We start from the raw sequence: 26,079 nt of genomic DNA, 5'->3' as shown, positions 1-26,079 counted from the left end.
TTTACAAGAATCTGAATTTTATGAATACGAGTTCAACTTCATCCTACCGGCAGAAAAAAGCCAGAAGGACCCTAACTGTTTTGGCCGCTGCGGCTGTAACTGGTATTTTTTCGGCTATTGTGGCGGATACATTAAAAGTTATCACCGAACATTATGAGCATGATTTCTTGCATAGATTGTCTGAAAACCAGTATCTGATATTTCTTCTTCCCTTCATCGGGTTCACAACCATTCATATTCTGAGACATTTTTTGTTTAGGAATAAACCGAACAAAGGAATCAAGGAAGTGCTTGATTCTATCAATAAAGGAGGGAAAACATTACCTGCCTATAAAATTCCTTCGCATTATTTCAATGGATTTTTGACCGTAATTTTTGGAGGCTCAACGGGTATTGAAGTTTCGACGGTGGTAGCGACCGCTTCCATCGGTGCCTTATCCAGTCACAAAGTAGCACACCTGAATAAATACAGGACGGATCTTGTATGCGCAGGTTTGGCGGCTGGTATCACGGCTTTGTTTAACGCACCGATTGCTGGATTTATGTTTGCTTTTGAGGTTTTTACAAGAAAGCGGAACAAAACGCATTTGGCTGCTTTGGCTACAGCAATCTTCACTTCTTACCTGTTGACAAGATATTTCTTTTACGAAAAAGTTTTTAGTTTTAACGTCACAGGCTGGAAAAATGAGGCTTTGCCCTATTTCATTCTACTTGGTGTTCTGGCTGGATTTAACTCTGTGTTTTTGACCAAATGCGTCCTTTTTTGTAAGAAGTTTTTCGGTTCTCTTCAAAACGATTACTTAAAAATCATTGCTGGCTCTCTGATCATATCGACGCTGGTGTTTTTCTTTCCGAGTCTTTACGGAGAGGGATATGCAGGAATAAAAAGCCTGACTTCTATCACACAGTCGTCCGACTTATACATCCTTTTACCTTTTGTAATTGTCCTGTTTTTAAAACCAATTGCAACTTCTGTAACACTCGGCGCAGGTGGAGATGGAGGAGTTTTTGCTCCAAGTTTATTTATCGGAGCATTTTTAGGTTTGATTACTGCGTTGACGCTAAACTACTTTTTTCATCTGAACCTGATTGCGCTGAATTTTATCATTATTGGTATGGCTGCGGTGTTGAGCGGAAGCATTCATGCGCCTTTAACTTCCATTTTTTTGGTATGCGCGATAGCCGATAATTATATTTTATTTGTACCTATTGTAATTGCATCACTCGTCTCGTGGTTGGTGGCACAATTTATTTTTCCATTTACGGTCTATACTTATAAAGCATCCGTGTAACTTACAAGGGCAGTGAGAGCGGGAATTTTTCATTTAATATTAAAATACAGATTATGCATATCAGAAAAGCAATAGATCAGGACCGTCATGAAATCTGGGAAATTTTTACTGCAGTAATTCAGACAGGTGATACCTACGTTTATGCGCCGGATACTCCCAAAGAAGACTTGGAAAAATATTGGTTCTCGACCAATATGGAAACGTATGTTTTGGAGGAAAATGAAGAGATTCTTGGTACTTATGTGATCAAGCCAAATCAGGTGGATCTTGGCTCACACATTGCGAATGCTTCCTATATGGTTCATCCGAAAGCGCAGGGCAGGGGAATCGGAAATTTACTTTGCGAACATTCTCTAGCTGAAGCGACGCGTTTTGGATTTAAAGGGATGCAATTTAACCTTGTCGTAAGTACCAATAAAGTTGCCGTGAAACTTTGGCAAAAACACGGATTTGAGATTATTGGTACCATTCCAGAGGGTTTTGAGCACCAGGAACTGGGCTTCGTCGATGCATACATCATGTTCAGAAAATTGTAAACAGAAATTTTCTATGCTCATTCTAAACTTTGAAAAATTTCCGGTTTTAGAAACTGAACGACTTGTTATGCGGGCGATATCGATCGATGACGTTGATGAAATGTTTCAGCAGAGAAGTAACCCTGAGGTTATGAAATATATCAACAGACCTATACTTCAGTCGAGAAGAGAGGCGGAAGAGCTTGTCAGAAACTATGAATTTTTGTTTGAGCAGGGAATTAGTATTACCTGGGCAATGTCCTTGAAAGGAGAAAGCAAAATGCTTGGAACCGTGGGTTATCCGAGAATCAACAAGGAAAATTACCGTGCCGAAATCGGATATTCGCTTGATCCGGTACATTGGAACAAGGGATTTATGAACGAAGCGATTAAAGAAGTTATTAGGTTCGGATTCGAAAAAATGCGTTTGAATAGCATCGAAGCAATTATTCATCCGGAAAATAGCGCTTCCTCTGAGCTGGTTTTGAAACATGGATTTGCGAAGGAGGCATATATCAGGGAACATAGTTATTTTAACGATAAATTTCAGGACGTTGAAATTTACTCATTGCTGTCGCCCAGATAATAATTTTGTTATAATAAAACAAAAAAGAGCCGTTTACGAGATGCAAACGGCTCTTTTTGGCAAAGAACATTTATTTTAGGCTGAAATTTCTTCTGTTGTAGTTTTTAAAGTTACCTCAACATTTCCACGTGTTGCGTTGGAATAAGGGCAAACTTCATGTGCTTTGGCGATCAGATCGTCGGCAACCGATTGTTCAACTCCCGGAATATTCGCTTCAAGCGTCACCACCAACCCAAAACCATCGGCCTCATTCTTTCCGATACCTACATGCGCAGTCACAGACGTGGTTCCGGTTTTTATTTTACTTCTCTGAATAACCAGATTCAGTGCACTGTCGAAACAGGCTGCATATCCGGCTGCAAATAATTGCTCAGGGTTTGTATAATTGTTGTTAGCTCCGCCCATTTCTTTTGGAATACGAACTTCCAGATCTAAAATACCATCTTCGGAAACTACTTTTCCATTTCTTCCACCCGTTGCCGTTGCAGCGGTGGTATATATTGCTTTGATCATTTTTGTTCAGGTTTAAGTTAGTTATGATTAATTGTTATGAACAGCTTCAATTTTATTGATCTTGTCGAGCAATCCTGTCGCCAGCGCTCTCATATCACGAAGTTCTTTATCGGTAAGTTCGAGACTGCACTTTATTTGCTCAGGAATTTCTGCTCCTCTTTCTTTAAGTTTCTCACCCATTTCTGTCAGTGAAATTATCACAACACGCTCGTCCTCTTTCAGCCTTTTACGTGTAATCAATTCCCGGTCTTCCAGTTTTTTTAACAACGGCGAAAGCGTACCTGAATTAAGCATCAGCTTATATCCCAGCTCTTTAACAGAAACTCCGTTTTCTTCCCACAGCACAAGCATCACCAGATACTGAGGATAGGTAAGTCCTAATTTTTCAAGCAGCGGAAGGTAATGGCTTGTAATTTTCCTTGACAACGCATACAGCGGAAAACAAAGTTGATTAGATAATTTTAACAGTTCCATAGCATATAATCAATTGTGTAAGATTAAATTGTATACAATTTAATTGCAAGTGTTTTGTTATTTATTTTTGGAAATACACAAAAAAAGGCTGCGTCTTGTGACACAGCCTTTTCTTTTAAAAAATCTATAAATTAGTTTTCTGAGCTAATTTTAAGTATCGCCTTATCAATGTGGTAACGACCAGTTCCTTCTTCACCAATCACATCAAAAAGTTCGACCGCACGACGCGCGTTATCTTCTTCTTCAATTTGTTCGTTCACAAACCATTGCATAAGGTTTTCTGTGGCATAATCTTCCTCACGACGGCTCTGCGTAACAATTCTGTTGATGGATTGTGTCACACTGATTTCACTTTGAAGTGCTGCTTCAAATACACTTCTGAAAGAAGCAAATTCTTGTTTCACAGCAGGGACCTCAGGAGAAATAGCCGTTCCGCCCACGGTCATAATGTAATTGAAAATTTTCAACATGTGCCCGCGTTCTTCCTCAGATTGTTTAAGGAAATAAGCTGCGCTGTTTTTAAAACCATTACGGTCACACCAGGAAGCCATAGCCAGATATTTCGCTGATGCTTCTGCTTCCATCTTCACCTGATTATTTAATAATATTTCTATCTCTTCTTTTAAAGAAGTACGTGCTCTAAGTAGATCTCTCATGGTAATTAGTGTTTATCTTTTGAGGTAATAAGCACAAATATCATACGAAAGTTCATCAATGCAATGAGAACAGGTAAATTTGGAATTGGTCTAATATGAAGGGAATCAGCTATTTAGACTAATTCTTGTTCTACGTAGAGAATGTTATGAAGCAGGGAATTCAACTCAATTGCGAAGTGTGTTCCGTTGACAAGATCACGTAATTGAATCAATTCACAAAGTGTAAGTTTCTGATTGATATTAAGTTGCGGAGCTTCTACGAATTCAAAATCAGACTCGTCCGACAGATCAAACAAGCGGCTTTTAATATCAATATTATTTACAAAACGGCGGAAGTTAAGGAAATCATGGATACGAAATGAAGCAATCATTTCCCCAAAATGAACCACAATTCGTGAAGTTTTATCACACTGGAAACTATAACCTTTGGAGGTACTGAACAATTCATTCGGATGCTTCACTGTAACTGGCATTTTAAATAACACTGAATCTATGACAAAGATAAAGGGTAAATTTTAACGATGCAAGAGTTATTTAAAACCAATCTAATTATATGGAGTGTTTTTTTAAAAGAAACGTCGTCTGCCTTTTCCGGCAAACGACGCTTCTTTTAGATGTTATTTCCGTAGATCCTAAAAGCCAAAGGCATTTTACTTATCCCCGGCCTTTGCCCAGTTATCGCGTAAAGTTACCGTGCGGTTGAAAACTGGTTTTTCAAATGTTCCATCCGGGTCTGCCGCAAAATATCCTTTACGTAAAAACTGGAACGATTCTCCTGGTTTTGCTTCCCGCAAAGCAGGTTCCGCATATCCTGTGATGATATTCAGCGATTCAGGATTAATGTAATCTTTAAAATCACCTTCCTCAGAAGATACATTTTCTACCGAAAATAATCGGTCGTACAAACGCACTTCAACCGGAACACCATGTTTTGCGGAAACCCAGTGAAGCGTTCCTTTTACATTGATGCCGGTCGTATCCTGACCACTTTTGCTGTTTTCAATATAGGTACAATGTACTTCGGTCACTTCTCCGTTTTCATCTTTCACGACTGACTCTGCCTGGATAATGTAAGCGCCTTTCAGACGGACCATTTTACCTGGCGCCAGACGGAAATATTTTTTAGACGGAACTTCCATGAAATCTTCCCGCTCGATGAAAATCTCCCGTGTAAAGAGTATTTCGCGCATACCTGCAGCAATGTCTTCCGGATTGTTTTCACTCACACAAGTTTCTGAAAGCTCTTCGGGGAAATTGTTGATAACTACTTTCAAAGGATCCAAAACTACCATTCTGCGAAGAGAAGTTTTATTCAGATCCTCACGCACACAGAATTCAAGCAACCCTACATCGATCATATTTTCACGTTTGGCAACGCCGATGCGATCACAAAAATCACGGATACTGAAAGGTGTATAACCGCGTCTGCGCAATCCGCTGATGGTTGGCATCCGCGGATCATCCCAGCCGTTAACATGACCTTCCTGCACAAGCTGCAATAATTTTCTCTTGCTCGTCACAGTATAGTTCAGATTCCGGCGCGCAAATTCGTATTGATGCGAAGGGTAAATGCCGAGCTGCTCAATAAGCCAGTCGTATAATTCACGATGCGGAACAAATTCCAGTGTACAGATCGAATGGGTTACATTTTCAATCGCGTCGCTCTGTCCGTGAGCAAAATCATACATTGGATAGATGCACCATTTATCTCCCGTACGATGGTGATGTGCATGTTTGATACGGTACAAAATAGGATCACGCATCAACATATTTTGATGCCCCATATCTATTTTTGCCCGTAGGGTACGGCTTCCATCCGGAAACGTTCCATTTTTCATCTGCTCAAAAAGCAGTCGGTTTTCTTCGACAGACCGGTTTCTGTAAGGACTGTCTTTTCCTGGCTGGGTAGGAGTACCTTTCAGCGTCGCGATTTCTTCGGACGTGGAATCATCAACGTACGCCAGTCCTTTATGGATCAGCTGAATCGCATAACCATATAAAGTATCGAAATAGTCAGAAGCATAAAGCTCATTTTCCCATTCGAAACCCATCCAGCGGATATCGTTTTTAATACTTTCAACGTATTCCGTATCTTCAGTGGTTGGGTTGGTATCGTCAAAACGCAGGTTGGTATAACCCGGAAATTTTTTAGTTAACCCAAAGTTCAAACAAATACTGGAAGCATGACCAATGTGCAGATACCCGTTAGGTTCAGGCGGAAAACGCGTCACGATTTCCGTGTACTTCCCTGCTTTCAGGTCTGCCTCAATAATCTCTTCAATAAAATTCAGGCTTTTTTCTTCTTTCTTTTCTTCCGTAATCATACAGTACTGGAAATAATTTCAATTTGTAAAGTTAACGTTCTTCAAGCCAACCCCGAAATATTTTATGGAGGAGCTGTTTAAAATCATAAAAAAAAGTCAAAATTGCTATAATATTGCTTACAAATCGACTGCATATTCGCATAAGGTAGCGGCTAAATCTTTAATTCCGTGAACTGTCAAACGCCGTTCCGTACTTTGTTGTACTTTTGTGCCATGCGTTATTTTATAGAATTCAGTTATAAGGGTACGAAATACAGCGGTTGGCAACGGCAGAATAATGCTATTTCTGTTCAGCAACTGCTGGATGAAGCTTTAACACTTATTCTCAGAGAAACAATAGAAACCGTAGGTAGCAGCAGGACCGATACAGGCGTGCATGCGGAACAGCAATATGCTCATTTTGACATCTCAAATGAGATGAAAGATACTGATTTGATCACTTACAGGCTTAATAGCCGATTGCCTTTTGATATCGCAGTGCACCGTATTTTTCGTGTGGAGGACACTGCGCATTCCCGTTTCGACGCTACGCACAGGCGTTATGAATACCGGATAATTAAACGGAAAAATCCATTTCTCAGTGACGGATCTCATATTTTTCATAAACCGCTGGATATTGAAAAAATGAATAAGGCAGCTGCTTTGCTTTTGGTTTATAAAAATTTTGAGAGTTTCAGTAAGATCCATACACAAGTCAATAATTTCCTTTGTGATATTACCGTAGCAGAATGGTTTGAAAAGGACGGTATTCTGATTTTTAGCATTAAAGCAAACCGGTTTTTGCGGGGAATGGTCAGAGGGCTGGTTGGTACTTTACTGGAAGTCGGTGTTGGGAAAAGAAGTATTGAGGACTTTGAAAAAATAATTCTGGCGCAGGATAGGAGCAAGGCCGGGGCACAGGCGCCTGCACAAGGCCTTTTTTTGGTAGAAGTCGGATATCCTGCCTGACTACAACTGATGTTTTATTTCGACTTTATAAAAGAAAAGTCAACAGAAAAATTGCCTCTTACCTGTTGACTTTTCAAATATCTACTTTTTCGAATTAGCTATTGACTGTTGTCACCTTTAATCCTTTCAAGCATTTTCTCTACCTGCCAGTCTCCAAAACCATAGATACCTTCCCGTTTACTAAACTCCCTGAAAATGGTATTGAAGTCGGTGGTCTCTTTCTCTTTGATAATTTCGTTCAAAACTTTTTCCGGCCGGTTATTACTTCGATCCAACTGCGCCTGAATGACCAGATTCAGAAATGGAAAATTATCGGAATTTATTTTACCCAAATTATCCAAAGCTTCACTGTCATTATTTTTAAACGCCGTCCACAAATTGCTTAACAGATTAAGATCGTCCATATTTAGCAAATGCTTATGCAAATAGGCGTCTGCCAGCATGTGATTATCCATTATCCCAAATCCACGCCAGTCAGGTTGATTGTCAATAATGATTGGTTTGATAATATATACTTTCAAAGTATGCGCCACCGGCATGAGCAGCGAGACGCAAAACCATAAATTTACCTGGCAAAACAAGTCGTCTTCAAACCAGAAGTTAACTTCCGAATCCACAGGAATAGCCTGAATCTTGTTGAACTCCGGTATAATTTCTTCAAAATAAGCCTGCTTGTCTTCACCATATTCCTGATGAATAAAATTGGCCCTCGTTTCCGCAAATTCCTGAAAGTTTTCGCCTGCAACAGGCCCGTCAACAAGGCACTCCCTCGCTACGATAATTTCGCCAGTTAATAGTTCAGCCGGAAAATTGTCCAGCAGAGCATCACCGTTAAGGATATGAAAAGTTTTGTCTGAGTTCATTGGGTAAAGAAAAAAGGCTTCTCCCGAAATCCGGAAGAAGCCAAAGCTACGTTTTATATTTCTCGTTTTGTCGTTTCATTATTAACCAGTCTGAAAATGCCGAGTGGGTTGGCGTTCTTTAGTTCGTCTGGTAAAAGAGAATCGTCCCAATCCTGATAGGACTGCGGACGAACGAAACGTAAAATGGAATGACGGCCAACGGAAGTGAACCGCGCATCGGTGGCAGATGGAAAAGGGCCGCCATGATGCATGGATGGGCAAACCTCAACGCCAGTCGGGACACCATTCATGATGAAACGTCCGCATATTTGCGATAAGATCTGTACCAGGGCAGGATATTTTAGAGTTTCCTGTGCGTCTGCCATAAGTGATGCGGTAAGCTGTCCTTTTAAATGTGATATGGCGGATAATAATTGCTCGTAGTTTTCACAAACAACGAGTAATGAAAACGGCCCGAAAACCTCTTCATGAATTTTGGGATTGGCAATGAAATCTTTTCCACTAACCCGGGCCACAGAAGCCTGAGACTGGTTTTCCTGATCTGACTCAATTGCAGAAAATGCCAGCTCAGTAACGCCGGACTCAGCCACTAATTCATCCCGAAGTTTATAAAAATTCTTTCTGATACCCTCGGTCAGCATCGTTGCCGGAGCGACATTTAAAATTTCTTTTTTATATGATTCTGCAAACTCGTTGAGTGAATCGGATTCGATAACAAATACCAAACCGGGGTTTGTACAAAACTGACCAGCGCCCAGGGTGACTGATCCCGCCAAAGTTTTGGCTAAATCCTTCGTATTTTTTTTAAGATAATCGGGCAAAATTACGATAGGATTGACACTTCCCATTTCAGCAAAAACAGAAATTGGTTCATCCCGCTCCTGAGCCATTTTGTAAAGCGCCATTCCGCCTTTTATAGAGCCTGTAAATCCAACAGCCTTGCTGGCAGGATGTTTAACCAGCGCCGCGCCAACTTCATAACCGTCATCATACAACATCGAAAAGACACCTTCCGGCATTCCGGTTCTTTGCGCCGCCTTAATGATGGCCTGAGCTGTCAGATCGCTTACGCCCGGATGGGCAGCATGCGCTTTGACTACCACCGGATTTCCGGCTGCAAGGGCAGGACCGGTATCAACACCTGCAACAGAATAGGCGAAGGGAAAATTGCTGGAACCAAAAACGATAATCGGCCCAATGGGAATGAGCATTTTCCGGAGGTCAGATTTTGGAACCGGAGCACGATCAGGAATGGCAGTATCAATACTCGCTTCGACCCAGGATCCTTCACGGATTAGCTCAGCAAATTGAGTGATTTGGTTGATCGTGCGTGCACACTCACCTTGCAAACGGGCAATTGGTAATCCTGTTTCAAGATGTGCACGTTCCAGCAACTGATCTCCAATGGCCAAGATTTCTTCTGTTATCGCCATTAGGAAATCTGCTCTTTTGGAAGCTGAAATAAGCGAATATTCATTAAATGCTTTTCTCGCAAGTTCCATCGTTCGGGCCACTTCGTCCTGCGTGGCGGTGTGAAATGTTTCCGGAAGTTCTATATTTTGAGCCGGAACGTATGATTTGAAGGTATGTCCGTTTTCTGATGAGCGAGAGTAACCAATAAAATTTTTTCCTGAAATGTCCATCATCGAATTTCTGGTGTTAAGGTGGAGATTTGGATTTGATAAATCCTTTTTAAAAATTAAGACTACTAATATTATACCGGAAAACTCTATTTCTGACTTATTAAAAACTAGTCGAATAATTTTAGATATGTCGTAAAAGCAAAAATTTGCGCCGATATCCCGAACGGATCAACGCAAATTTTTAAATGCATTTATAATAATTACAAAAGACGGGCAATGATATCATCAACCGATATGCCTTCTGCTTCTGCTTTAAAGTTTCTGATAATTCTGTGGCGCAGCACAGGAAGTGCCACAGCCTTTACATCTTCAATGTCGGGCGAATATTTCCCTGATAACAGGGCATTACATTTAGCTGCCAAAATCAGCGACTGCGATGCTCTCGGTCCTGCACCCCATTCAAGATAATCTGCTGTGTCTTTGTTGGCAAGTCCGGAGGAAGGCCGTGTTTTATGAACCAGTTTCACGGCATATTCGATCACATGGTCAGTCACAGGTACGCGGCGAACTAGATGTTGAAAATCCATAATTTCTTCCGCACTGATCACTTCTCTTACCTGGTATCTTACGTCGTTGGTTGTGTTTTTTACAATCGTTACTTCTTCCGCATACGATGGATAATCCAGCTGGATCATAAACATAAACCGGTCTAACTGCGCTTCCGGCAACGGATAAGTACCTTCCTGTTCAATAGGGTTTTGCGTGGCCAAAACAAAAAACGGTCTTGACAAAATATGTTTCTGTCCCGCGATCGTCACAGAATATTCCTGCATCGCTTCCAAAAGTGCTGACTGTGTTTTTGGCGGCGTACGGTTTATTTCATCAGCAAGAATGATATTGGCAAAAATAGGCCCCTGGATAAATTTGAAGTTTCTATTCTGATCCAATGTTTCAGAGCCAAGAATATCCGAAGGCATCAAATCGGGTGTGAACTGAATCCTGTTGAATTTCAAATCCAGAGAAGAAGCGATCGTCTGGATCAATAAAGTTTTTGCAAGACCCGGCACACCAACCAGTAAGCAGTGACCCTGACAAAAAATAGCTGTTAGTAACCGTTTGATAACCTCATCCTGTCCAATAATCACCTGTCCTATTTCACTGCGGATTTTTTCGTAGGCTACTTTCATAGCCTCGGCTGCTTCAACGTCTGATTTATAATTCACAGTGAGTCAATTTTGGAAATCTAAATTACGACAACTATTTCTTGTGGGAAACGTATTAACTATCGTTCCCGGTGGCTAAACCCAGTATTTTACAGTTTTTATATTCTGGTTCTACACTGATAAATACGTCACCCTGTGCTTTTTTGAACCAGTCTTCCAGGGCGTGGTTACGTTTGTTACTCAATACAATTTGAGAAATTTTTTCGTAATCATCACGCAGGTTAGCAGTATGAGGTTCAGATTTACTCTTATACCAAAGGATCCGCATCGCGCTTCTGCCGTCTTCGGTACGGTATGAAACCGGAACACTAAGGTCTCCAACTTTCATCGTATCAATGGCGAAGTACAGGGCGGGGTCCATCGAAGCATCTAAGGTCAGGCGTCCCAGTCCAGTGTTTCTGTCCTGGATAATGCCACCGGTTTCAGCCGTTTCTTTATCTTCTGAGTTATCCAGAGCTGCCTTCGCAAATTTCAGGGTATCCGATTTGATCAGTACACGTAAGCTGTCTAAAACGCGCACCGCGCTTGTTACATCTGTTCCCTTATTGTAATCCGGTCTCAACAAAATATGGCGTGCATGATATTCAGCACCACGTGTTTCGATCAGTTTAATTAAGTGAAAACCAAATTGGGATTCAATGATAGAAGACATTTCGCCAGGTTTCAAACCAAGTGCCGCTCCTTCGAATTCCGGAACCATGGCTCCACGTTTTGCAAAACCCAAATCTCCGCCATTTTTTGCAGATCCAACATCTTCTGAATAAATTGTTGCAAGCATGGCAAAGTCTTCACCTTTTTCGGCACGCTCTTTGAGCTCTTGTAGTTGAGTTCTTAGTTTGTCTTTTTGCTCTCTGGTAACGGTTCCTAAACGGACGATATGCCCGATTTCGACTTCCGATGGAATGTACGGAAGGCTGTCTTTTGGAATAGCATTAAAAAACTTACGAACATCACTCGGTGTAATTGTTACATTACCTGAAATCGTGCGCTGCATTTTTTCAACTATTTTTTGTTCTTTAACCTGCGTACGAAGTTCTGTTTTCAGGTTGTCAACACTTTTTCCGTAAGCTTCAACAAGGTTTTTTTCTGAGCCAAACCGCTGGATCATATAACTCATCTTTCCGTCAAGCTCATTGTCTACATCTTTGTCTTCAACTGTTACCGAGTCAATTTCAGCTTTGGCCAAAAGCATTTTATTGATAATAAGTGATTCCAGGATCTGACATTTTTCCGGCGCTTTCTGTCCATTGGCAGCATAACTGTTATACATTTCTTCCAGCTCGGAACTCAGTATATAGTGGTTATCCACACGGGCAATAATTTTGTCGAGCACCACACCAGATTGCCCTTGTCCGAAACTGGTCAGACTGAAACAGAAAGTGCAGATTGCAAATAATTGAAGTACAATTAATTTATTTATTTTCATATATTTTGGTTGTTCCTAAGTTGTATTCGTAGGGTTTATTTGGCAGGCAGCAGGTTAAATTATAAACACAACCGCAGTTCAAAATGCTAATTTACGTTTAACGCTTAATTTTTTCTAATTCTTGTTCATTCACTTTGACCGGAAATTTCTGCTGAAGCTTTTCCATCCACTGTTTTTCCAGTAATTTCTGATATTCATTGATGACACCTCCACGTGCTTCGGAAAAAGTTTTTGGCCTTGCAGGCTCGATTTTCTGGATTTGTACCCAGTAGGAAATTCCATTTACCGTTATGGTCTGTTCTCCGATTTCCCACTTGGCCTGGCTTAAAAGGGCATTATCTTTCGGGAAATAACCTTCCTGGATAATAACGGCATCTGGTGTTTCAGAATTATAAGCTTTCTCAACATCTTTTTTTGAAGTACTGTAAAACTGGAAACTGATGCGTCTGTCTCGTTCAGGTTCCACCGATTGCCGGAAAGAGCCATAATCTTTCTCTAATATTCTGATGATAGAAATATTTTTGGAATTTAGATATTTCACAACATTTTTGATTCTGTCCGCAGATGTTGATTCGGATTCTGACCCGGAACGATACCCGGCAATTTCAACGACGTAATCCGGATTTTTTTGTAAAATGACATAGACATCAAAAAGTTTTTCTGTCTGTTCTTTTGATACCTCGCTTATACCTTCTTTAAAAATCAATTCGTTTGCTTTTCTTTCAAGAGGATAAGGGCTTTTTGCCAGGGTCCTTTTAATTGCATTTAGTGTCGCAGTGTCCGGTGCCGTTGCAATGGTAGCAAAGGCACGTTCAGGAAACCGGAAATGAGAAATGTTCTTCTCGTAATAATTTCGCTGCCCGGTCGAATCTGTGAGTGACCGCGCAAGCACATTTTCTTCCAGCAACTGAGACAATAAAACGCCTTCACGTATCTCACTGATCTGTGCTTTAAATTCAGGATAACTTTCTTCCAAATGTTCTTTTTCATATTCGAAAAGACAGTTTGTCAGGTAATCGTTATAGAATCTCTTGAAAATAACTTCCGGTGAGGATCCTTTTGGACGTGGTTTTTGCTGTGATTTAACATAATTCAAAAAGGTCAGTGCATCGTAAGGTCTTTTCTCAATGTTGAATAATGTATTTGCAGCCCAGTCTGTAGATACAGCTTTCAAATAGTCCCACTTTGCTGAAATTAAAGTGCTGTCTACCAAAGGTGATAACAAAGCAAATTGGTCAGCGAATTCCTGAATTACATATTTCTCCCGAAGTCTTTTGGCAGTCGACTGTTCAATAACTTTTCCACGCGAGTCGGTCACCACTTTCTGACGAAGTGAAGGAGCCATCACACTGTAAGAATCCAGATTCTTTTTATCAACTAACTTTATAATATGCCACCCATAGGTAGTTAAAACCGGTGCTGCGTATGTATTAAGTTTTGTCAGAGAATAAGCAGTCTCTTCGAAAAGAGGGTCCATTTGCCCGGTTCCAAAGGGAGGAAGAAGGCCATGATTCTTGCTTGATTGTTTATCATCCGAATAAGCTTCTGTCACATGATCCCATTCCTCACCATTTTGTAGTTTCTTGTAGGCGTCATCAATCTTATTTTTTGCAGCCGATTTTTGAGATTCTGTGGCATTGGCGTCAACCCGGACCATAATATGAGCAACGCGAACCATGCCGCGACTAGGACGACGATCTTGTACTTTTATAATATGATAGCCAGTTTTGCTGCGCACTGGCTGTGATAATTTCCCGACAGGGATCGTATATGCAGCACTTTCAAATGGATAAACTGTTTGAAAAGCAGTAAAATACCCCAAATCTCCTTTATTTTTTGTAGCCGAAGGATCTTTTGAGAATTTTGCAGCCATATCTCCAAAATCGGATCCTTCTTCAAGTCTGCCGCGCATAGCAAGCGCTGCACGGTAGGCTTCAAGTGTATCTGCGGGAGAAGCATCTTCAGGTACTGCAATAAGAATATGAGATGCGCTGACTTCTTGTTTTAACCTGGCATAGGCCTCCGTTGAAAGCTTTTCAACCAAATCTTTATTTACAAGGAAATTTTTTGCTAACTGGTCATAATATGAACTGATCTCTTGCTTATAGTCGTTTGTTGTGTCCCTGCCTTCTGTTTTAGCTTCTAAGATTTTGATTTTTAAATCTTTATAAACGGGTAAATATTCCTCAGGCGTTAGCTCTTTTGTTGAGTCAGTGGAAAATTTATTTTTCGCGTATGAATCAAGAAAATCGGTAGCAGAGAATTTTTCATTTCCAATCTCGATAAGAGCAGAAGCTTCAGAAACTGGATTTGTTTTAGGAGCTGAGGATTTACAAGAACTAAATATAACTGCCGGAAGCAGTGAAAACATCAAAGAGTATTTAAACATAAATTACACAATTCGTAAATCTGGGATGGTCGTCCCATGTAGATTTTAATCTAACTTTATTAAGTCTCAAATATTGTATTAGTGACAAAGTTAGTTCCTTTCATCAAAGTATAAAAATTATGGACTTCTGGCATAGGTTTTGGTGTTCCAGGGCAAGCAGTTGAGAAATGTTTCTGTGCAAAATTGACTACACAATCAAGATACGCGATAAAAATGACAAGTGTGTCAAAAGGAGTATTTATAAGAAAAAGAGTAATCTATATAGCTTATTGAATAATAGTAATACTTCTACAAGAGTTGTCACTGCTCGGGCATGAACTTTGTACAAGATCTCTTCAATGAAACTGACGAAAGATACTGTGATGGAAGATTCAAAATTAAATGAGTTTGTTCTAAGAATAAGTGCATTGTGGAACGAACAAAAGCGAAGGGAAGTCCTGTATCTTGAGGCACTGAAAAAAGATAGTATGGGGCCATTAAGGAAAATGCTGACCCAGGGACATTTCAGTGCTTTACTTTTTCAGAAGGAGATTCTTTGGATGTATGATTACTTCAAATGTTTCCTGAATGATAAGGAACTTATAAACTCTGTGCAAGTCAATTCAGATAATGTGGCGGTTTTGCGGAATCTTGAAGAAAAAGAAGAAGTCGCCGGCGTTTTGAAAAATACGGAAGAGAAGATATTGCAAAGTTATCGTTCTCTTTATAAATTTATCGAACTTGATTCTGAGACGAAAAGGGTTATTGACGAACATTTGGAAAGGATTTCAGAGTTCTATGAAATCCTTTCCAAACTGGAAATTGTCAAAAGAAATGATGTAGCCAATTCCTTGGCCGCATAGATCAATCTTTGCTGGAAAGAAAGTTATAAACGATGCCAGCCAGTATTGCGCCTGCTATTGGAGCGACAATAAATAACCAGAGCTGTTCCATCGCCCAACCGCCTACAAAAATCGCCTGGCTGATACTTCTCGCTGGATTTACTGAGGTATTGGTAACAGGTATACTAATCAGGTGAATGAGCGTTAGCGCTAAACCGATTGCCAGGCCGGCAAATCCTCCTGACGCCTTTTTGTCCGTTGCTCCGAGAATGATAATCAAAAACATAAAAGTCATCACCATTTCTGTGAGCAAAGCAGCTTCCATGCTGTATTTGCCCGGAGAATGTTCTCCATAACCATTAGCCGCAAAGTCGCCGATTGCACTACCGTTTCCGGTAACAATGACAGATAGTATCGCAGCGGCTGCCAAACCGCCGGAAATCTGGGCAATAATGTAAGGCAATAAATCTTTTGCTGAAAACCTGCCGCCTATCCACAAACCTACGGAAACTGCCGGATTAAGGTGAGCACCGGAAATGTGTCCGAGCGAATAGGCAATCGTCAAAACAGTGAGACCGAAAGCAAAAGAAACGCCCAATAAACCTATTCCTACCTCCGGAAACGCTGCGGATAAAGCCGCGCTGCCGCATCCACCTAAAACCAACCAGAATGTACCGATAAATTCTGCTGCATACTTTTTCATGTGTGTAAAAATGTTTTGTGTGTATAAGTGTACTGAAAGGGGAGAATCACTTTCAACACATAGACGTCGGTTTTTAAATGAAGTCACCGTCAGCAATGATGAGAAATAAAAAAAAGCTCTGAATCGAAGGTTAAATTTCGTTTCAGGGCTTTTTAGCTGATGGAAAAGAGTTACTAAACCTCGTACAATTCCAAAGGAAGATTGTCCGGATCAGCGAAAAATGTAAATCTTTTGCCGGTCAGGTCGTCTATACGGACCGGTTCGCACAGAACATTATTTTTTAACAATTCCTCTATCGCTATTTCAATATTTTCTACTTTAAAAGCCAGGTGGCGGAGACCTGTGGATTCAGGCCGCGAGGGACGCATCGGAGGATCCGGGAAGGAGAAAAGCTCAATGATATATTCCCCATTCAATGAAAGGTCCAGTTTGAACGATTTTCTTTCCGCTCTGTTTACTTCGCTTTCAATTTTAAATCCAAGAATTTCGGTGTAAAAATGTTTTGATTTTTCATAATTAGAGGCGATGATAGCAATGTGGTGTATACCTTTTAATGACAACATATGAATATGGTTAATGTTAAATTATATTTTAATGAACATCTTTTTTCTATACATCCAATATAAAATATACCACTCAATCAACAGGATAATGGCTCCGCTGACAAGCGATCGATAAGGTTGCCCGAAGATAAGATCATAATTTGGACTGATATGAATCCTGAACGACTGGTCGATAAAACTGTCAATGGTATGTGCCAAAAGGTATGCGGCTATGGAATTGGTTCCAATTACGACCAGTGGGAAAAACCACTTTTTTTGATCCCTTACATCAACGATAAAGTAAAAAGCCGCTAATAAAACAAAACACCAGCCGCCACTGAATAAGGTCCAGGCCGGCGTCCAGATTCTTTTCACAATAGGATTGATTCCTGTCAGGTTTAAGATGACTCCAATTACAAACAGAATCGCAGCCGTGAACACTAATTGTTTGATCAAGGCAGAAGAAGATTTTGAGTTTTTCAGCCATTTGCCGGTAATTAATCCGAGAATCATCGTGCCCAGCGTTGGAATGAAGCTCAGGGTGCTATATCCGCCCCCATTAAACACAAATATAGTTTCCCTGGGAAAAAGATTCATAAACCATCGGTCAAAATCCCAGGCCGCATTGGTGTTTTTATTCCAGTGTGCTGCGAATCCTTTCAGATTATGCTCCCAATTCTGTGTTGTTCCGGTTTCTGCCCAGTCGAAATAGGGGCCGGGTAATGGGTAGGCGGCGAAAAAAATTCCATACGCTAAAAGAATTGTTATTAATGCTGTCCATTGCGTTCGTTCTGATCTGAAAGCCAGGGCGAACAAAATTGGATAACCAAGTCCGATCTGCGTCAAGGTATCTTCAAAAGTAAAATTAGTTTGTGTTGCATGCATGGAACGTAAAAATATCCCCAGCAATACTAAAATCAGTGAGCGGCGAATGGTGTGAAACCACATCATGCCGGTATTTTGCTGCTTGCTAGCCCGGCTTGCCATGGAGTAGGGAAGTGCCACACCTACAAGAAATGAAAAGGAAGGCTGAATAAGGTCATGAAGCGAGCATCCTACCCAGGAAACGTGACTTTGGTGGTAATCAAGGAATGCCCAGAAGGTGCTGGCGGGCAATGCTTTGGCTACCTGTGAAAATTTCAAAACTTCGCCCATCATGAGAAACATTACGAAACCGCGATAAGCGTCGACGGATGAAACACGTTGCGGAATAGCGGGTAGAGGAAAATCTTTCAACGTTTAGAAGTGGGTTAGGGTTATTAAATTGTCGATTTTGGCGACAGAATTACAATATACTACCTGATTTGTTTTTAATTGGGCTAGTTGATGGTAAAAGAAAACGCCTCACCGGATTTACCCGGCAAGGCGTTTTTTACAATTTGAGATTTTATTTTGGATCTTATAATATGATCTTAAAGATTCATCTTTTTAAGTTCCTTCACTGCGTGATCAGCTGCACGTGCTGTCATTGCCATGTAGGTCAGTGACGGGTTAACACAAGACGCCGAAGTCATGAAAGCACCGTCAGTCATATAGACATTCGTTGCTCCCCAAACCTGGTTATTCTTATTCAAAACCGAAGTCTTAGGATCATTTCCCATACGTGCTGTACCCATTTCATGAATACCTATACCCGGATGTTTTGATTCGTCGTTGTATTTCGATACGTTTTTCAGACCGGCAGCTTCTAACATTTCCGCTGCATCGTTCATCATATCCACACGCATTTTCTTTTCGTTTTCGCCATAGGCTGCATCGAAAATAACAACAGGAAGTCCCCATTTATCTTTCGTTTTAGTAGAAAGAGTAAAACGGTTTTTCTCGTCGGGAAGCATTTCTCCAAAACCTCCCAGGTTCATACTCCACCCGCCTGGCTGAGAGATTTCCTTTTTGAACTCTGCTCCAAAGCCGTCCATTCCGGCTCCACGTCCCCAACTGTCGCGGCTTGCACCGCCCTGGTAACCGAATCCTCTCAGGTAATCACGCTTGTCATCACCCCAGTTACGATAACGAGGTACGTAAACACCATTGGCACGACGTCCGAAATAATATTTATCTTCAAATCCGTCGAAGTCTCCACGGGCTCCAACAGCAAGATGGTGGTCCATAATATTGCGGCCAACCTGATCGCTGTCGTTTCCGAAACCGTTAGGAAATCTCTTTGATTTAGAATTTAATAGGATCGATGCAGAAGCAATGGCAGAAGCGTTAAGGAAAATAATTTTCGCAAAATATTCCTTCGTTTCCATCGTGTTCTGATTGATCGTCCGAACACCGGTTGCCTTACCAAGATTGTCATCGTAAATCACCTCTGAAACAATGGTATCAGGAATCAAAGTAAGATTTCCCGTTTTCATTGCAGCTGGAAGTGTGGCAGCTTGTGTGCTGAAATAAGCGCCATAAGGGCATCCACGCATACACATGTTCCTGAACTGACAAGCCGCACGGCCTAATTCAGTATGGAAATCTTTTGGGGCTGTTAAGTGAGCTGCGCGTCCCATGATCATGTGGCGGCCGGCAAATTTCTTTTCGATTTCACCTTTTACCTTGGTTTCTACACAGTTCATCTGCATAGGAGGTAAATAATTTCCATCGGGCAAAACATCCAATCCGTCTTTTGCGCCGCTGATCCCGGCAAATCTTTCTACGTAATCATACCAGGGAGCGATTTCGTTGTAACGAACCGGCCAGTCAATGGAAATTCCGTCTTTTGCATTTGCCTCGAAATCCATCGGGTTCAACCGGTAACTCTGGCGCCCCCACAACAACGAACGGCCACCTACGTGATACGCACGGATCCAGTCAAACTTTCTCGTTTCCTCGTACGGATTTTCTGAATCGTTTTCGAACAAATATCTGTGCTCAGGATTTGCAGTATATCCTGTGCGCATTCCCGCCCAGTATTCTTCTTTAGCAACCGTTGTAACGCGACCGCGGTGTTCAATTTCCCAAGGCGCGAGTGTTGCTGTTTTGTAGTCGGTTATGTGTTTGATATCGCGCCCGCGTTCAAGCATAACCACTTTCAGTCCTTTTTCAGTTAATTCTTTTGCAGCCCAACCGCCGCTTATACCAGAACCAACGACGATTGCGTCATACGTTACTTCTTTTTGACCTTTTATGTTTAAATTCATGATGAATTTTTCTTATGTCTTGTAGATTAATCAATAACTGATTGAGCAAAATCAGAAATGTACTTCTTATGTTTTGCTCAGATTTATTTTTAAGAATTTACATTGCCCAGGCTTTTTGACCGGGTTTCATATCAACGCAGCCATCATAACGGCCAGGAACCGGGACATATTCCAGCGCCAAAGTAGCACCTGGTTCAGATGTAAAATAACCCAATAAGGTCAGCTCTTTTACCAATCTGAAGAATGGAACACCCTGATCGTCGGTATACTCTTTTCCGGCCTCAGTAAATTTCTTTTTCGCCTCTGAGCTTTTTTCAGATTCTGCTTTTGCAGATGCTTCCAACTCCTTCAATATCTTCGTTTGGTCCGCCGGGGAAGCTTTAAGGAAATCTCTTTTTTCAAGATCTTTCAATCCTGCTGCAAAGCTGTTTTGGTCTTTTGCTTCGTAGCAATCTTTTAGCATCATTTCTATAAACTCGCCAACCTTCGCATCTTTCGCGCCCGGCGTATCCGTTTTAGGAATAATTATTTCAGCTACTTCGGAAACTAAATTTTTCTGATCAGCTGAAAATGGAAAAGTAAGACTTGTCGATGTTTCGGTCGACGATTTACAGCCCTCCAGAAAAGCCAGCATGGTCGGAGCGGAAAGAGTTCCACCCATCAATAGTGCCACACGGGCAAGCGCATCACGTCTTTTCATTTTATATGCTTTATAAGTTAACGGTCCAAAGTGTAATAATACATTAGATTAATGCAATTATAAACAATCCGGCTAATTTATGAAATATTCTCTATTTTTGATCGGTTAGAATTATTCTATATTAGGCTCAGGTGTGTATAATGCTATATATCAGTAGCTATGAGTTATCAGAAAGTACTTAAAGATTCCAGACGCATGGAAGCGAAATTTTTTAATATTATTTCGTCAGGCAAAACGATTTATAGTACGAGTAAATTGCATCCGCGAATGTCGGAATTATCGAAGCGGCCCATCACGTAAAATGTCCCGGGTTCCGAACCGAAGCGGCCAAGATCCTGTGTTTCAATAAAAGAACAAGAATCAAGGTTAGCCAGGTCGACAACGTTGATTCCGCCGGTTTTTGAACCAGACAAGTTATGGTCAAAAATTGAAAATGGATCGTTGACGTCACGAAGTAAAATTCGCATGGTGTTTCCCGGCGTAAACAAACCATTACCAAGTGAATAACTTTGGGAAAGCAATTCCGTCATACCATATTCAGAATGAATTTCAGAAACACCGAAACTTGCTTTCAGTATGTCATGGACTTCTTCACGCAAAAGTTCTTTGCGGCGTCCTTTCATACCGCCGGTATCCATTATTTTTAGATTCGGAATATTTTGAAAGAATGAAAAATCAGTTCCGCTTTCTGCCAGATCAAGCAGTGCGAAAGTGACACCCATTAAAAGAACACCCCGGCCGTCGGGATTTGCTGAAAGGTATTTCAGTCTTTCCAACATTTCATCGATGTTATGCAGGTAAAAATTGGAGTATGGTGAATTTGCTTCATCAATAAAATGTTGCATCATATACACGAGAGACGAGTTGTTTCGTTCAAGGTATGAAGGTAGCAGAACCAGCAAATGAAAATCTTTCAGATGCCCATAATTTTGCTCAAAGATGCTTGTGGAGACTGATTTGTAGAGGGGAGCGTCATATAAGGCATGTCGGCTGGTTGAAATGCCAGAAGTTCCGCTACTTTCAAATATTACCGTGGGTTCGGGAGGTGTTCCTGACTTTACCGTATGACTTTTGAAAAACTGTATTGGAAGAAATGGTATTTCCGTAAGCTTATTGATCAGCTTTATGTCAATATTCAGATAGGAAATGAATTTATTGTAAACCGGGTTATTTTCTGCCTGATAACGAAAAATACGTAAGGCGAGCGCCTCAAATTCAGACGGCTTTAAATCGATTATTTGTTGGCGAAGCTGTTGACGTATTTCCAAGGGTGATATGTTGCTTTGAAGTTTCAATCGTAGTACTTTCGTGTTATTCCAACAAAGTTAAAAGTTAGTTCGCAGAAGTGGTTAGCTTATTTCTGGAAATGTCAGAAGTGAAAAGTTAAGGAAAAGATCAATATCTGGTAAACCTGAAAAGAATCTGTTAGCAGACCGTCTTGGTCAAAATCTCATAAATATGAAGTGGAAAATATACCTGTTCTTCTTTTCGTCTGTCGCATTGGCTAGTTGCGTCGATATTCCCGATTTTGATGATACACCAAAAATTTATTACAATAGTATTGACCAGAGTACTTTAACCGATTCGTCCGGCAGAAAGATTCAGGAGAATGTCATCATCAGTGTTGATTTTGAGGACGGAGATGGCGATCTGGGTGCTTCGGAGGCTGAACGCAGTGATACAATAAAGTACAAAGATTGGGGGAATTATGAGCTGGTTACGTCCAGACAGGAAGGGGGACAATGGGTTGACCGAATCCTGGCGCTGGATAGATTCAAATTTTTCCCGATGCTGAAACCTGACGGCAAATCTGGTCCTATAAAAGGAAGACTTGATCTGAACACTACTTTTTTCTATTCAGGAAGTTCGTCGCTGGTTTGGGTTAAATTCAAAGTAAGAATACGCGATCGGGCTCTTCGCGTAAGTAATCAGGAAGCAACTGATAGCATTCAAGTGCCGGCGTTTTAAAGATTTCATACTGAGAACAAAATTGATATATTGAATACTTATTTCCTGCCATTTCACTATGTCCCGAAATCTATACATTGTTTTGTTAATTTGCTTACTGACTGCTAGCTGTGTAGATACGCCGGATTTTAATGATATTCCGAAAATTTACTACAATAGTGTTGAGCAACACACTGATACTAATGCACTGGGGAATAAGGTTGAAAAAATTATAATTAGTATCGATTTCGAAGATGGCAATGGCGATTTAGGTGCATCGGATTCTGAAAGGAGTAATTTGGCTAAGTATGCAGATGGGAGGGGGAATTACGAACTGATCACATGTACGTTTGAGAACAATGCGTGGGTTGAACGATTTTCTTCGTTGGATAGCAATAAGTTTTTTCCTGAATTAAAGCTGGATGGTAAATCAGCACCGATAAAGGGAAGGCTTGATCTTAACACAGAGGCCCCATATTCCAATAGTGCAAAATTAGTTTTGCATAAATGGAAAGTCAGGATTCGAGATCGTTCAATGAAATTTAGTAATCAAATTGTCACTGATAGTATTCTTGTGCCGAGGAATTAAGGATTTTGTGGAATACACTAGTTAATAGTAAAGGCTGTTGTCGATTTTGACGGCGGCCTTTCTGTTTGTTGGATGTTTAAATGTTGCCGTCTGCTATTCAATTTTACGTTGGATAATGATAAGACCCGTATATTTAGGGTTTTTCCGACGCAACGTATATGCAGCAAACATTTACAAGTAATAACCCTCTGTTCGTTGAGCTTATCCTGCTCATTGTATTTTTGTCTGCAAGTACCTCTTTTGCACAAAATTCTGTAACAAGTGATCGTATCGACATTGCAATTTCTCCTGAATATAACGACGTTGGCAAACTCCACCGGTTTTTTCTTGGAGAAAACTACCGGAAATTATGGGCTACACCGGTTCCAATGCGGATCCTTGATTTGCAAAAAGAACGCGGAGGTTTGGAGATTGTAAAACTGGGAGGTGGCATGCAAACACGTTCGCTTCGGCTCAAAGATGCTTCTGGCAAGGAATGGGTTTTAAGAACCATTCAGAAATATCCTGAGCGTGGACTTCCTGAAAATCTACGTCCGACGATTGCTAAAAACATTGTTCAGGATCAGGTTTCGACCGGTCATCCTTTTGGCGCGCTGATTACCCCACCGTTGGCAGAAGCACTCGGGCTTTTACATTCCAATCCGGAGATTGTCTATGTCGGTGATGATCCCGGGTTAGGAGAATACAGGAAGATTTTTGCCAATGCAGCCTATTTGTTTGAAGAAAGAAATCCTTTTGAAACAGAAAAAACTGACGCCACGGACAAAGCGCAACGCAAAGTGGAGCGCGACAATGATACCCGGTTTAATGAACAGCTGACGTTGCGTGCGCGTTTGCTGGATATGGTTATTGGGGATTGGGACAGGCATGAAGATAACTGGCGCTGGTTTCCTGAAAAGTCGAAAGGGGAAACTTTGTATCTGCCTGTGCCGAGAGACCGGGATAAAGTCTTTTACAAAACTTCTGGTTTTTTACCCTGGTTTCTTTCTCATCAATGGTTGAAATCCAATCTTCAGCCATACAGCGCGAATATCCGGGATATCACGGGATGGAATTTTAACGCGCGTTATCTGGATCGTTATTTTTTAAGTCAGTTGGACGAAAAAGACTGGCACAATGAAATTAAGTATGTGCAGGACAAACTGACATCTGAGTTGGTTGAAAATGCAATGAAAAAGTTGCCGGACAGTATTTATGCTGATCATTCAACAGAACAACTGCACAAATCGCTGCTGGGAAGAATAGATAATCTTCCGGTTTATGCGATGGAATATTATAATTTTTTATCCCATACCGTAGAAATTCCGTTATCGGATAAAAGGGAATTTTTTGATATACACCACACCGAAAATGGAGATATTGATCTGACCGTTTTTAATATCAAAAAGGATGGAACAAACGGCAGAACGATTTATAAAAGATATTTTGAACATCAAATCACCGCTGAAATAAGGTTATACGGCTTTGGAGGAGAAGATATTTTTTCAGTATCCGGTCAAACAAAATCTCCAATTGTCGTTCGCATGGTTGGAGGGGATGATAGGGATAAATTTGAAGTGGATGAAAAACTTCGAAATAGGACTAAATTGTTTGTGTATGATCGTTCGGACGAAGAAAATATCCTACCATCCTCCTCGAAAGCGAAACTTCGACTTTCTACTGATACGACTGTAAATCAATACAATAATAGAAGTTTCATGTTTAACAGGCTGGGGCCTCTTTTTCGGGCAAACTATAATATTGATCAGGGAATTCAATTAGCAGCCGGTGCAATTTTCGAAAAACAGGGATTCAGGAAAGAACCTTATGCTTTCAAAAATGAATTCTGGGCTAATTACTCAACGGGCCGAAAGTCATTTATTCTGGATTATGTCGGTGATTTCAAGAAAATATTTGGGAAAAATGACCTGGAAATTGATGCGCATTTACTTGGCCCAAGGAATTTGAGTAATTTTTTCGGCATAGGAAATAATACCCGGTTCATCAATGAAGGTGAATTTAAAATGTCTTATTATCGAAACCGCTATGATTATTTGACTGTTGATTTTAAATTAAAAAGAAAACCTCAGCCAAATCTGACTTTATTCGGAGGTTTATCAACAGAATTCTACACGAGTAAATCAGCGTCAAATAAGAACCGATTCTTTAACGATTTCAATAAAGAAAATCCTGAGTATGCAGTTTTTCAGGATCGTTTTTACGCAGGTGTAATTGCCGGCTGGATTTTCGACACACGCGATAAAGCCAGGATGCCATCCAGGGGGATGTTTTGGAATACAACCTTATCTTTAAAGAAAAAAATTGACGGAAACTACGAATCCTTCGGAAAGCTGGCGACTGAATTCCGACATTACATGGCTACAAAAAATACAAGATTCGTAGTAGCCAATCGAATTGGCGGAGGAACAACAGTTGGAGATCCAGCTTTTTTTCAGCGTATGCAACTGGGGGGAGTACGAAGTTTAAGAGGTTTTCATACCAACCGTTTTACTGGAAAGACAATGATATATCACAATCTTGATTTGCGTTTGGATGTCCTCCATTTTACTTCCTATATCGTTCCCGGCACACTGGGGCTGATTGCGTTCAACGACGTCGGAAGAGTTTGGGAGCCAGGTCAATCATCAAAAAAGTGGCATGATGGTTATGGCGGAGGAATATACATCGAACCCGCAGAATTAGTCCTGATCCAGGCCGCGGTCGGTTTTTCCAAGGAAAGCGCGTTACCGTATATTTCGATTGGGTTTAGTTTTTGAAAAGACGTATGAAATCGACTATTCTCAAAAAAGTATTAACTAACCAATAAAAAACGCTCACAAAACTAAGGATAACTAAAATGTCTCAGGTGGTAAAA

General features: G+C 40.8%; 24 protein-coding genes. 8 read left to right on the top strand and 16 right to left on the bottom strand.

Going from position 1 to position 26,079, the window contains the following annotated elements; translation table 11 throughout:
• Positions 1 to 20: 20 nt before the first annotated feature.
• The 3 genes from AC1XUO_RS12200 to AC1XUO_RS12190 are packed head-to-tail and all read left to right on the top strand — an operon-like array spanning position 21 to position 2,393.
• Positions 21 to 1,292 (top strand): chloride channel protein, encoded by a 1,272-nt coding sequence (locus AC1XUO_RS12200; protein ID WP_483330074.1) that lies wholly within the window; start codon positions 21 to 23, stop codon positions 1,290 to 1,292.
• A gap of 53 nt (positions 1,293 to 1,345) precedes the next feature.
• The gene (locus AC1XUO_RS12195) at positions 1,346 to 1,828 is read left to right on the top strand and encodes a GNAT family N-acetyltransferase (protein ID WP_483330073.1); all 483 of its coding nucleotides are present in this window, start codon (positions 1,346 to 1,348) and stop codon (positions 1,826 to 1,828) included.
• Positions 1,829 to 1,841: 13 nt separating this feature from the next.
• The gene (locus AC1XUO_RS12190; RefSeq protein ID WP_483330072.1) at positions 1,842 to 2,393 is read left to right on the top strand and encodes a GNAT family N-acetyltransferase; all 552 of its coding nucleotides are present in this window, start codon (positions 1,842 to 1,844) and stop codon (positions 2,391 to 2,393) included.
• Between the two features lie 75 nt (positions 2,394 to 2,468).
• Here the strand turns inward: AC1XUO_RS12190 and AC1XUO_RS12185 are convergent, their stop codons facing one another.
• The 5 genes from AC1XUO_RS12185 to AC1XUO_RS12165 all read right to left on the bottom strand — a co-directional run bounded on the left by AC1XUO_RS12185 (position 2,469) and on the right by AC1XUO_RS12165 (position 6,360).
• Positions 2,469 to 2,906, bottom strand: coding sequence for an organic hydroperoxide resistance protein (locus tag AC1XUO_RS12185; protein WP_483330071.1), 438 nt, complete (start codon positions 2,904 to 2,906; stop codon positions 2,469 to 2,471).
• A gap of 27 nt (positions 2,907 to 2,933) precedes the next feature.
• A complete protein-coding gene (locus tag AC1XUO_RS12180) occupies positions 2,934 to 3,380 on the bottom strand; it encodes a MarR family winged helix-turn-helix transcriptional regulator (RefSeq protein WP_483330070.1) in 447 nt (148 codons plus the stop codon).
• Positions 3,381 to 3,511: 131 nt separating this feature from the next.
• Positions 3,512 to 4,036, bottom strand: a complete 525-nt coding sequence (locus AC1XUO_RS12175) for a ferritin (RefSeq protein WP_483330069.1) — start codon at positions 4,034 to 4,036, stop codon at positions 3,512 to 3,514.
• A 113-nt stretch (positions 4,037 to 4,149) separates the two neighbouring features.
• The gene (locus AC1XUO_RS12170; protein WP_483330068.1) at positions 4,150 to 4,509 is read right to left on the bottom strand and encodes a hypothetical protein; all 360 of its coding nucleotides are present in this window, start codon (positions 4,507 to 4,509) and stop codon (positions 4,150 to 4,152) included.
• Between the two features lie 177 nt (positions 4,510 to 4,686).
• Positions 4,687 to 6,360 carry a glutamine--tRNA ligase/YqeY domain fusion protein gene (locus tag AC1XUO_RS12165; RefSeq protein ID WP_483330067.1) on the bottom strand — a complete coding sequence of 558 codons (1,674 nt, stop codon included), beginning with the start codon at positions 6,358 to 6,360 and terminating at the stop codon, positions 4,687 to 4,689.
• A gap of 213 nt (positions 6,361 to 6,573) precedes the next feature.
• Here AC1XUO_RS12165 and truA point away from each other — a divergent pair, with 213 nt between their 5' ends.
• Positions 6,574 to 7,308, top strand: a complete 735-nt coding sequence (gene truA / locus AC1XUO_RS12160; protein WP_483330066.1) for a tRNA pseudouridine(38-40) synthase TruA — start codon at positions 6,574 to 6,576, stop codon at positions 7,306 to 7,308.
• A 98-nt stretch (positions 7,309 to 7,406) separates the two neighbouring features.
• Here truA and AC1XUO_RS12155 read toward each other — a convergent pair whose 3' ends face one another.
• The 5 genes from AC1XUO_RS12155 to AC1XUO_RS12135 form a co-directional block, all read right to left on the bottom strand.
• A complete protein-coding gene (locus AC1XUO_RS12155) occupies positions 7,407 to 8,171 on the bottom strand; it encodes a DUF1835 domain-containing protein (protein WP_483330065.1) in 765 nt (254 codons plus the stop codon).
• Between the two features lie 53 nt (positions 8,172 to 8,224).
• On the bottom strand, positions 8,225 to 9,817 hold the full coding sequence (locus tag AC1XUO_RS12150; protein ID WP_483330064.1) for an aldehyde dehydrogenase (NADP(+)): 1,593 nt from the start codon (positions 9,815 to 9,817) through the stop codon (positions 8,225 to 8,227).
• A gap of 197 nt (positions 9,818 to 10,014) precedes the next feature.
• On the bottom strand, positions 10,015 to 10,977 hold the full coding sequence (locus tag AC1XUO_RS12145) for an AAA family ATPase (protein WP_483330063.1): 963 nt from the start codon (positions 10,975 to 10,977) through the stop codon (positions 10,015 to 10,017).
• 55 nt (positions 10,978 to 11,032) lie between these two features.
• Positions 11,033 to 12,403: a peptidylprolyl isomerase gene (locus AC1XUO_RS12140; RefSeq protein WP_483330062.1), complete on the bottom strand. Its 1,371-nt coding sequence runs from the start codon at positions 12,401 to 12,403 to the stop codon at positions 11,033 to 11,035.
• 97 nt (positions 12,404 to 12,500) lie between these two features.
• Positions 12,501 to 14,792, bottom strand: coding sequence for a peptidylprolyl isomerase (locus AC1XUO_RS12135; protein WP_483330061.1), 2,292 nt, complete (start codon positions 14,790 to 14,792; stop codon positions 12,501 to 12,503).
• A 338-nt stretch (positions 14,793 to 15,130) separates the two neighbouring features.
• On the opposite strand from AC1XUO_RS12135, the gene AC1XUO_RS12130 reads away from it, so the two are divergent.
• The gene (locus tag AC1XUO_RS12130) at positions 15,131 to 15,634 is read left to right on the top strand and encodes a hypothetical protein (protein ID WP_483330060.1); all 504 of its coding nucleotides are present in this window, start codon (positions 15,131 to 15,133) and stop codon (positions 15,632 to 15,634) included.
• 1 nt (position 15,635) lies between these two features.
• Here the strand turns inward: AC1XUO_RS12130 and aqpZ are convergent, their stop codons facing one another.
• The 6 genes from aqpZ to AC1XUO_RS12100 all read right to left on the bottom strand — a co-directional run bounded on the left by aqpZ (position 15,636) and on the right by AC1XUO_RS12100 (position 21,957).
• Positions 15,636 to 16,316 carry an aquaporin Z gene (gene aqpZ, locus AC1XUO_RS12125; RefSeq protein ID WP_483330059.1) on the bottom strand — a complete coding sequence of 227 codons (681 nt, stop codon included), beginning with the start codon at positions 16,314 to 16,316 and terminating at the stop codon, positions 15,636 to 15,638.
• A 173-nt stretch (positions 16,317 to 16,489) separates the two neighbouring features.
• The gene (locus AC1XUO_RS12120) at positions 16,490 to 16,879 is read right to left on the bottom strand and encodes a VOC family protein (protein ID WP_483330058.1); all 390 of its coding nucleotides are present in this window, start codon (positions 16,877 to 16,879) and stop codon (positions 16,490 to 16,492) included.
• A gap of 21 nt (positions 16,880 to 16,900) precedes the next feature.
• On the bottom strand, positions 16,901 to 18,094 hold the full coding sequence (locus AC1XUO_RS12115) for an acyltransferase family protein (RefSeq protein ID WP_483330057.1): 1,194 nt from the start codon (positions 18,092 to 18,094) through the stop codon (positions 16,901 to 16,903).
• A 176-nt stretch (positions 18,095 to 18,270) separates the two neighbouring features.
• Positions 18,271 to 19,989, bottom strand: a complete 1,719-nt coding sequence (locus AC1XUO_RS12110) for a GMC oxidoreductase (RefSeq protein WP_483330056.1) — start codon at positions 19,987 to 19,989, stop codon at positions 18,271 to 18,273.
• Positions 19,990 to 20,086: 97 nt separating this feature from the next.
• Complete coding sequence (locus AC1XUO_RS12105; protein WP_483330055.1) at positions 20,087 to 20,689, bottom strand: gluconate 2-dehydrogenase subunit 3 family protein; 603 nt, start codon at positions 20,687 to 20,689, stop codon at positions 20,087 to 20,089.
• Positions 20,690 to 20,928: 239 nt separating this feature from the next.
• Entirely contained in the window at positions 20,929 to 21,957 is a 1,029-nt protein-coding gene (locus AC1XUO_RS12100) for an acyl transferase (RefSeq protein ID WP_483330054.1), read from the bottom strand.
• 190 nt (positions 21,958 to 22,147) lie between these two features.
• Here AC1XUO_RS12100 and AC1XUO_RS12095 point away from each other — a divergent pair, with 190 nt between their 5' ends.
• From AC1XUO_RS12095 to AC1XUO_RS12085, 3 genes are all read left to right on the top strand, one after another.
• Positions 22,148 to 22,657 (top strand): hypothetical protein, encoded by a 510-nt coding sequence (locus AC1XUO_RS12095; RefSeq protein ID WP_483330053.1) that lies wholly within the window; start codon positions 22,148 to 22,150, stop codon positions 22,655 to 22,657.
• 58 nt (positions 22,658 to 22,715) lie between these two features.
• Positions 22,716 to 23,225, top strand: a complete 510-nt coding sequence (locus tag AC1XUO_RS12090; protein ID WP_483330052.1) for a hypothetical protein — start codon at positions 22,716 to 22,718, stop codon at positions 23,223 to 23,225.
• Positions 23,226 to 23,383: 158 nt separating this feature from the next.
• Complete coding sequence (locus AC1XUO_RS12085) at positions 23,384 to 25,981, top strand: BamA/TamA family outer membrane protein (RefSeq protein ID WP_483330051.1); 2,598 nt, start codon at positions 23,384 to 23,386, stop codon at positions 25,979 to 25,981.
• Positions 25,982 to 26,079: the final 98 nt, after the last annotated feature.

The sequence above is a fragment of the Dyadobacter sp. HNCC25DJ186 genome (assembly GCF_056895235.1).
The sequence above is the reverse complement of the archived record's forward strand: the minus strand, read 5'-3'. Positions and strand labels throughout refer to the sequence as shown.

Excerpts from the sequence above, each read along its gene's own strand:
- AC1XUO_RS12085 (WP_483330051.1), top strand. The coding sequence starts at position 23,384 with ATGCAGCAAACATTTACAAGTAATAACCCTCTGTTCGTTGAGCTTATC.
- AC1XUO_RS12200 (WP_483330074.1), top strand. The coding sequence starts at position 21 with ATGAATACGAGTTCAACTTCATCCTACCGGCAGAAAAAAGCCAGAAGG.
- AC1XUO_RS12165 (WP_483330067.1), bottom strand. The coding sequence starts at position 6,360 with ATGATTACGGAAGAAAAGAAAGAAGAAAAAAGCCTGAATTTTATTGAA.
- AC1XUO_RS12195 (WP_483330073.1), top strand. The coding sequence starts at position 1,346 with ATGCATATCAGAAAAGCAATAGATCAGGACCGTCATGAAATCTGGGAA.
- AC1XUO_RS12095 (WP_483330053.1), top strand. The coding sequence starts at position 22,148 with ATGAAGTGGAAAATATACCTGTTCTTCTTTTCGTCTGTCGCATTGGCT.
- AC1XUO_RS12170 (WP_483330068.1), bottom strand. The coding sequence starts at position 4,509 with ATGCCAGTTACAGTGAAGCATCCGAATGAATTGTTCAGTACCTCCAAA.
- AC1XUO_RS12120 (WP_483330058.1), bottom strand. The coding sequence starts at position 16,879 with ATGTTGTCATTAAAAGGTATACACCACATTGCTATCATCGCCTCTAAT.
- AC1XUO_RS12190 (WP_483330072.1), top strand. The coding sequence starts at position 1,842 with ATGCTCATTCTAAACTTTGAAAAATTTCCGGTTTTAGAAACTGAACGA.
- AC1XUO_RS12185 (WP_483330071.1), bottom strand. The coding sequence starts at position 2,906 with ATGATCAAAGCAATATATACCACCGCTGCAACGGCAACGGGTGGAAGA.
- AC1XUO_RS12155 (WP_483330065.1), bottom strand. The coding sequence starts at position 8,171 with ATGAACTCAGACAAAACTTTTCATATCCTTAACGGTGATGCTCTGCTG.
- AC1XUO_RS12150 (WP_483330064.1), bottom strand. The coding sequence starts at position 9,817 with ATGATGGACATTTCAGGAAAAAATTTTATTGGTTACTCTCGCTCATCA.
- AC1XUO_RS12180 (WP_483330070.1), bottom strand. The coding sequence starts at position 3,380 with ATGGAACTGTTAAAATTATCTAATCAACTTTGTTTTCCGCTGTATGCG.
- AC1XUO_RS12090 (WP_483330052.1), top strand. The coding sequence starts at position 22,716 with ATGTCCCGAAATCTATACATTGTTTTGTTAATTTGCTTACTGACTGCT.
- AC1XUO_RS12175 (WP_483330069.1), bottom strand. The coding sequence starts at position 4,036 with ATGAGAGATCTACTTAGAGCACGTACTTCTTTAAAAGAAGAGATAGAA.
- AC1XUO_RS12140 (WP_483330062.1), bottom strand. The coding sequence starts at position 12,403 with ATGAAAATAAATAAATTAATTGTACTTCAATTATTTGCAATCTGCACT.
- aqpZ (WP_483330059.1), bottom strand. The coding sequence starts at position 16,316 with ATGAAAAAGTATGCAGCAGAATTTATCGGTACATTCTGGTTGGTTTTA.
- truA (WP_483330066.1), top strand. The coding sequence starts at position 6,574 with ATGCGTTATTTTATAGAATTCAGTTATAAGGGTACGAAATACAGCGGT.
- AC1XUO_RS12105 (WP_483330055.1), bottom strand. The coding sequence starts at position 20,689 with ATGAAAAGACGTGATGCGCTTGCCCGTGTGGCACTATTGATGGGTGGA.
- AC1XUO_RS12110 (WP_483330056.1), bottom strand. The coding sequence starts at position 19,989 with ATGAATTTAAACATAAAAGGTCAAAAAGAAGTAACGTATGACGCAATC.
- AC1XUO_RS12130 (WP_483330060.1), top strand. The coding sequence starts at position 15,131 with ATGAAACTGACGAAAGATACTGTGATGGAAGATTCAAAATTAAATGAG.
- AC1XUO_RS12135 (WP_483330061.1), bottom strand. The coding sequence starts at position 14,792 with ATGTTTAAATACTCTTTGATGTTTTCACTGCTTCCGGCAGTTATATTT.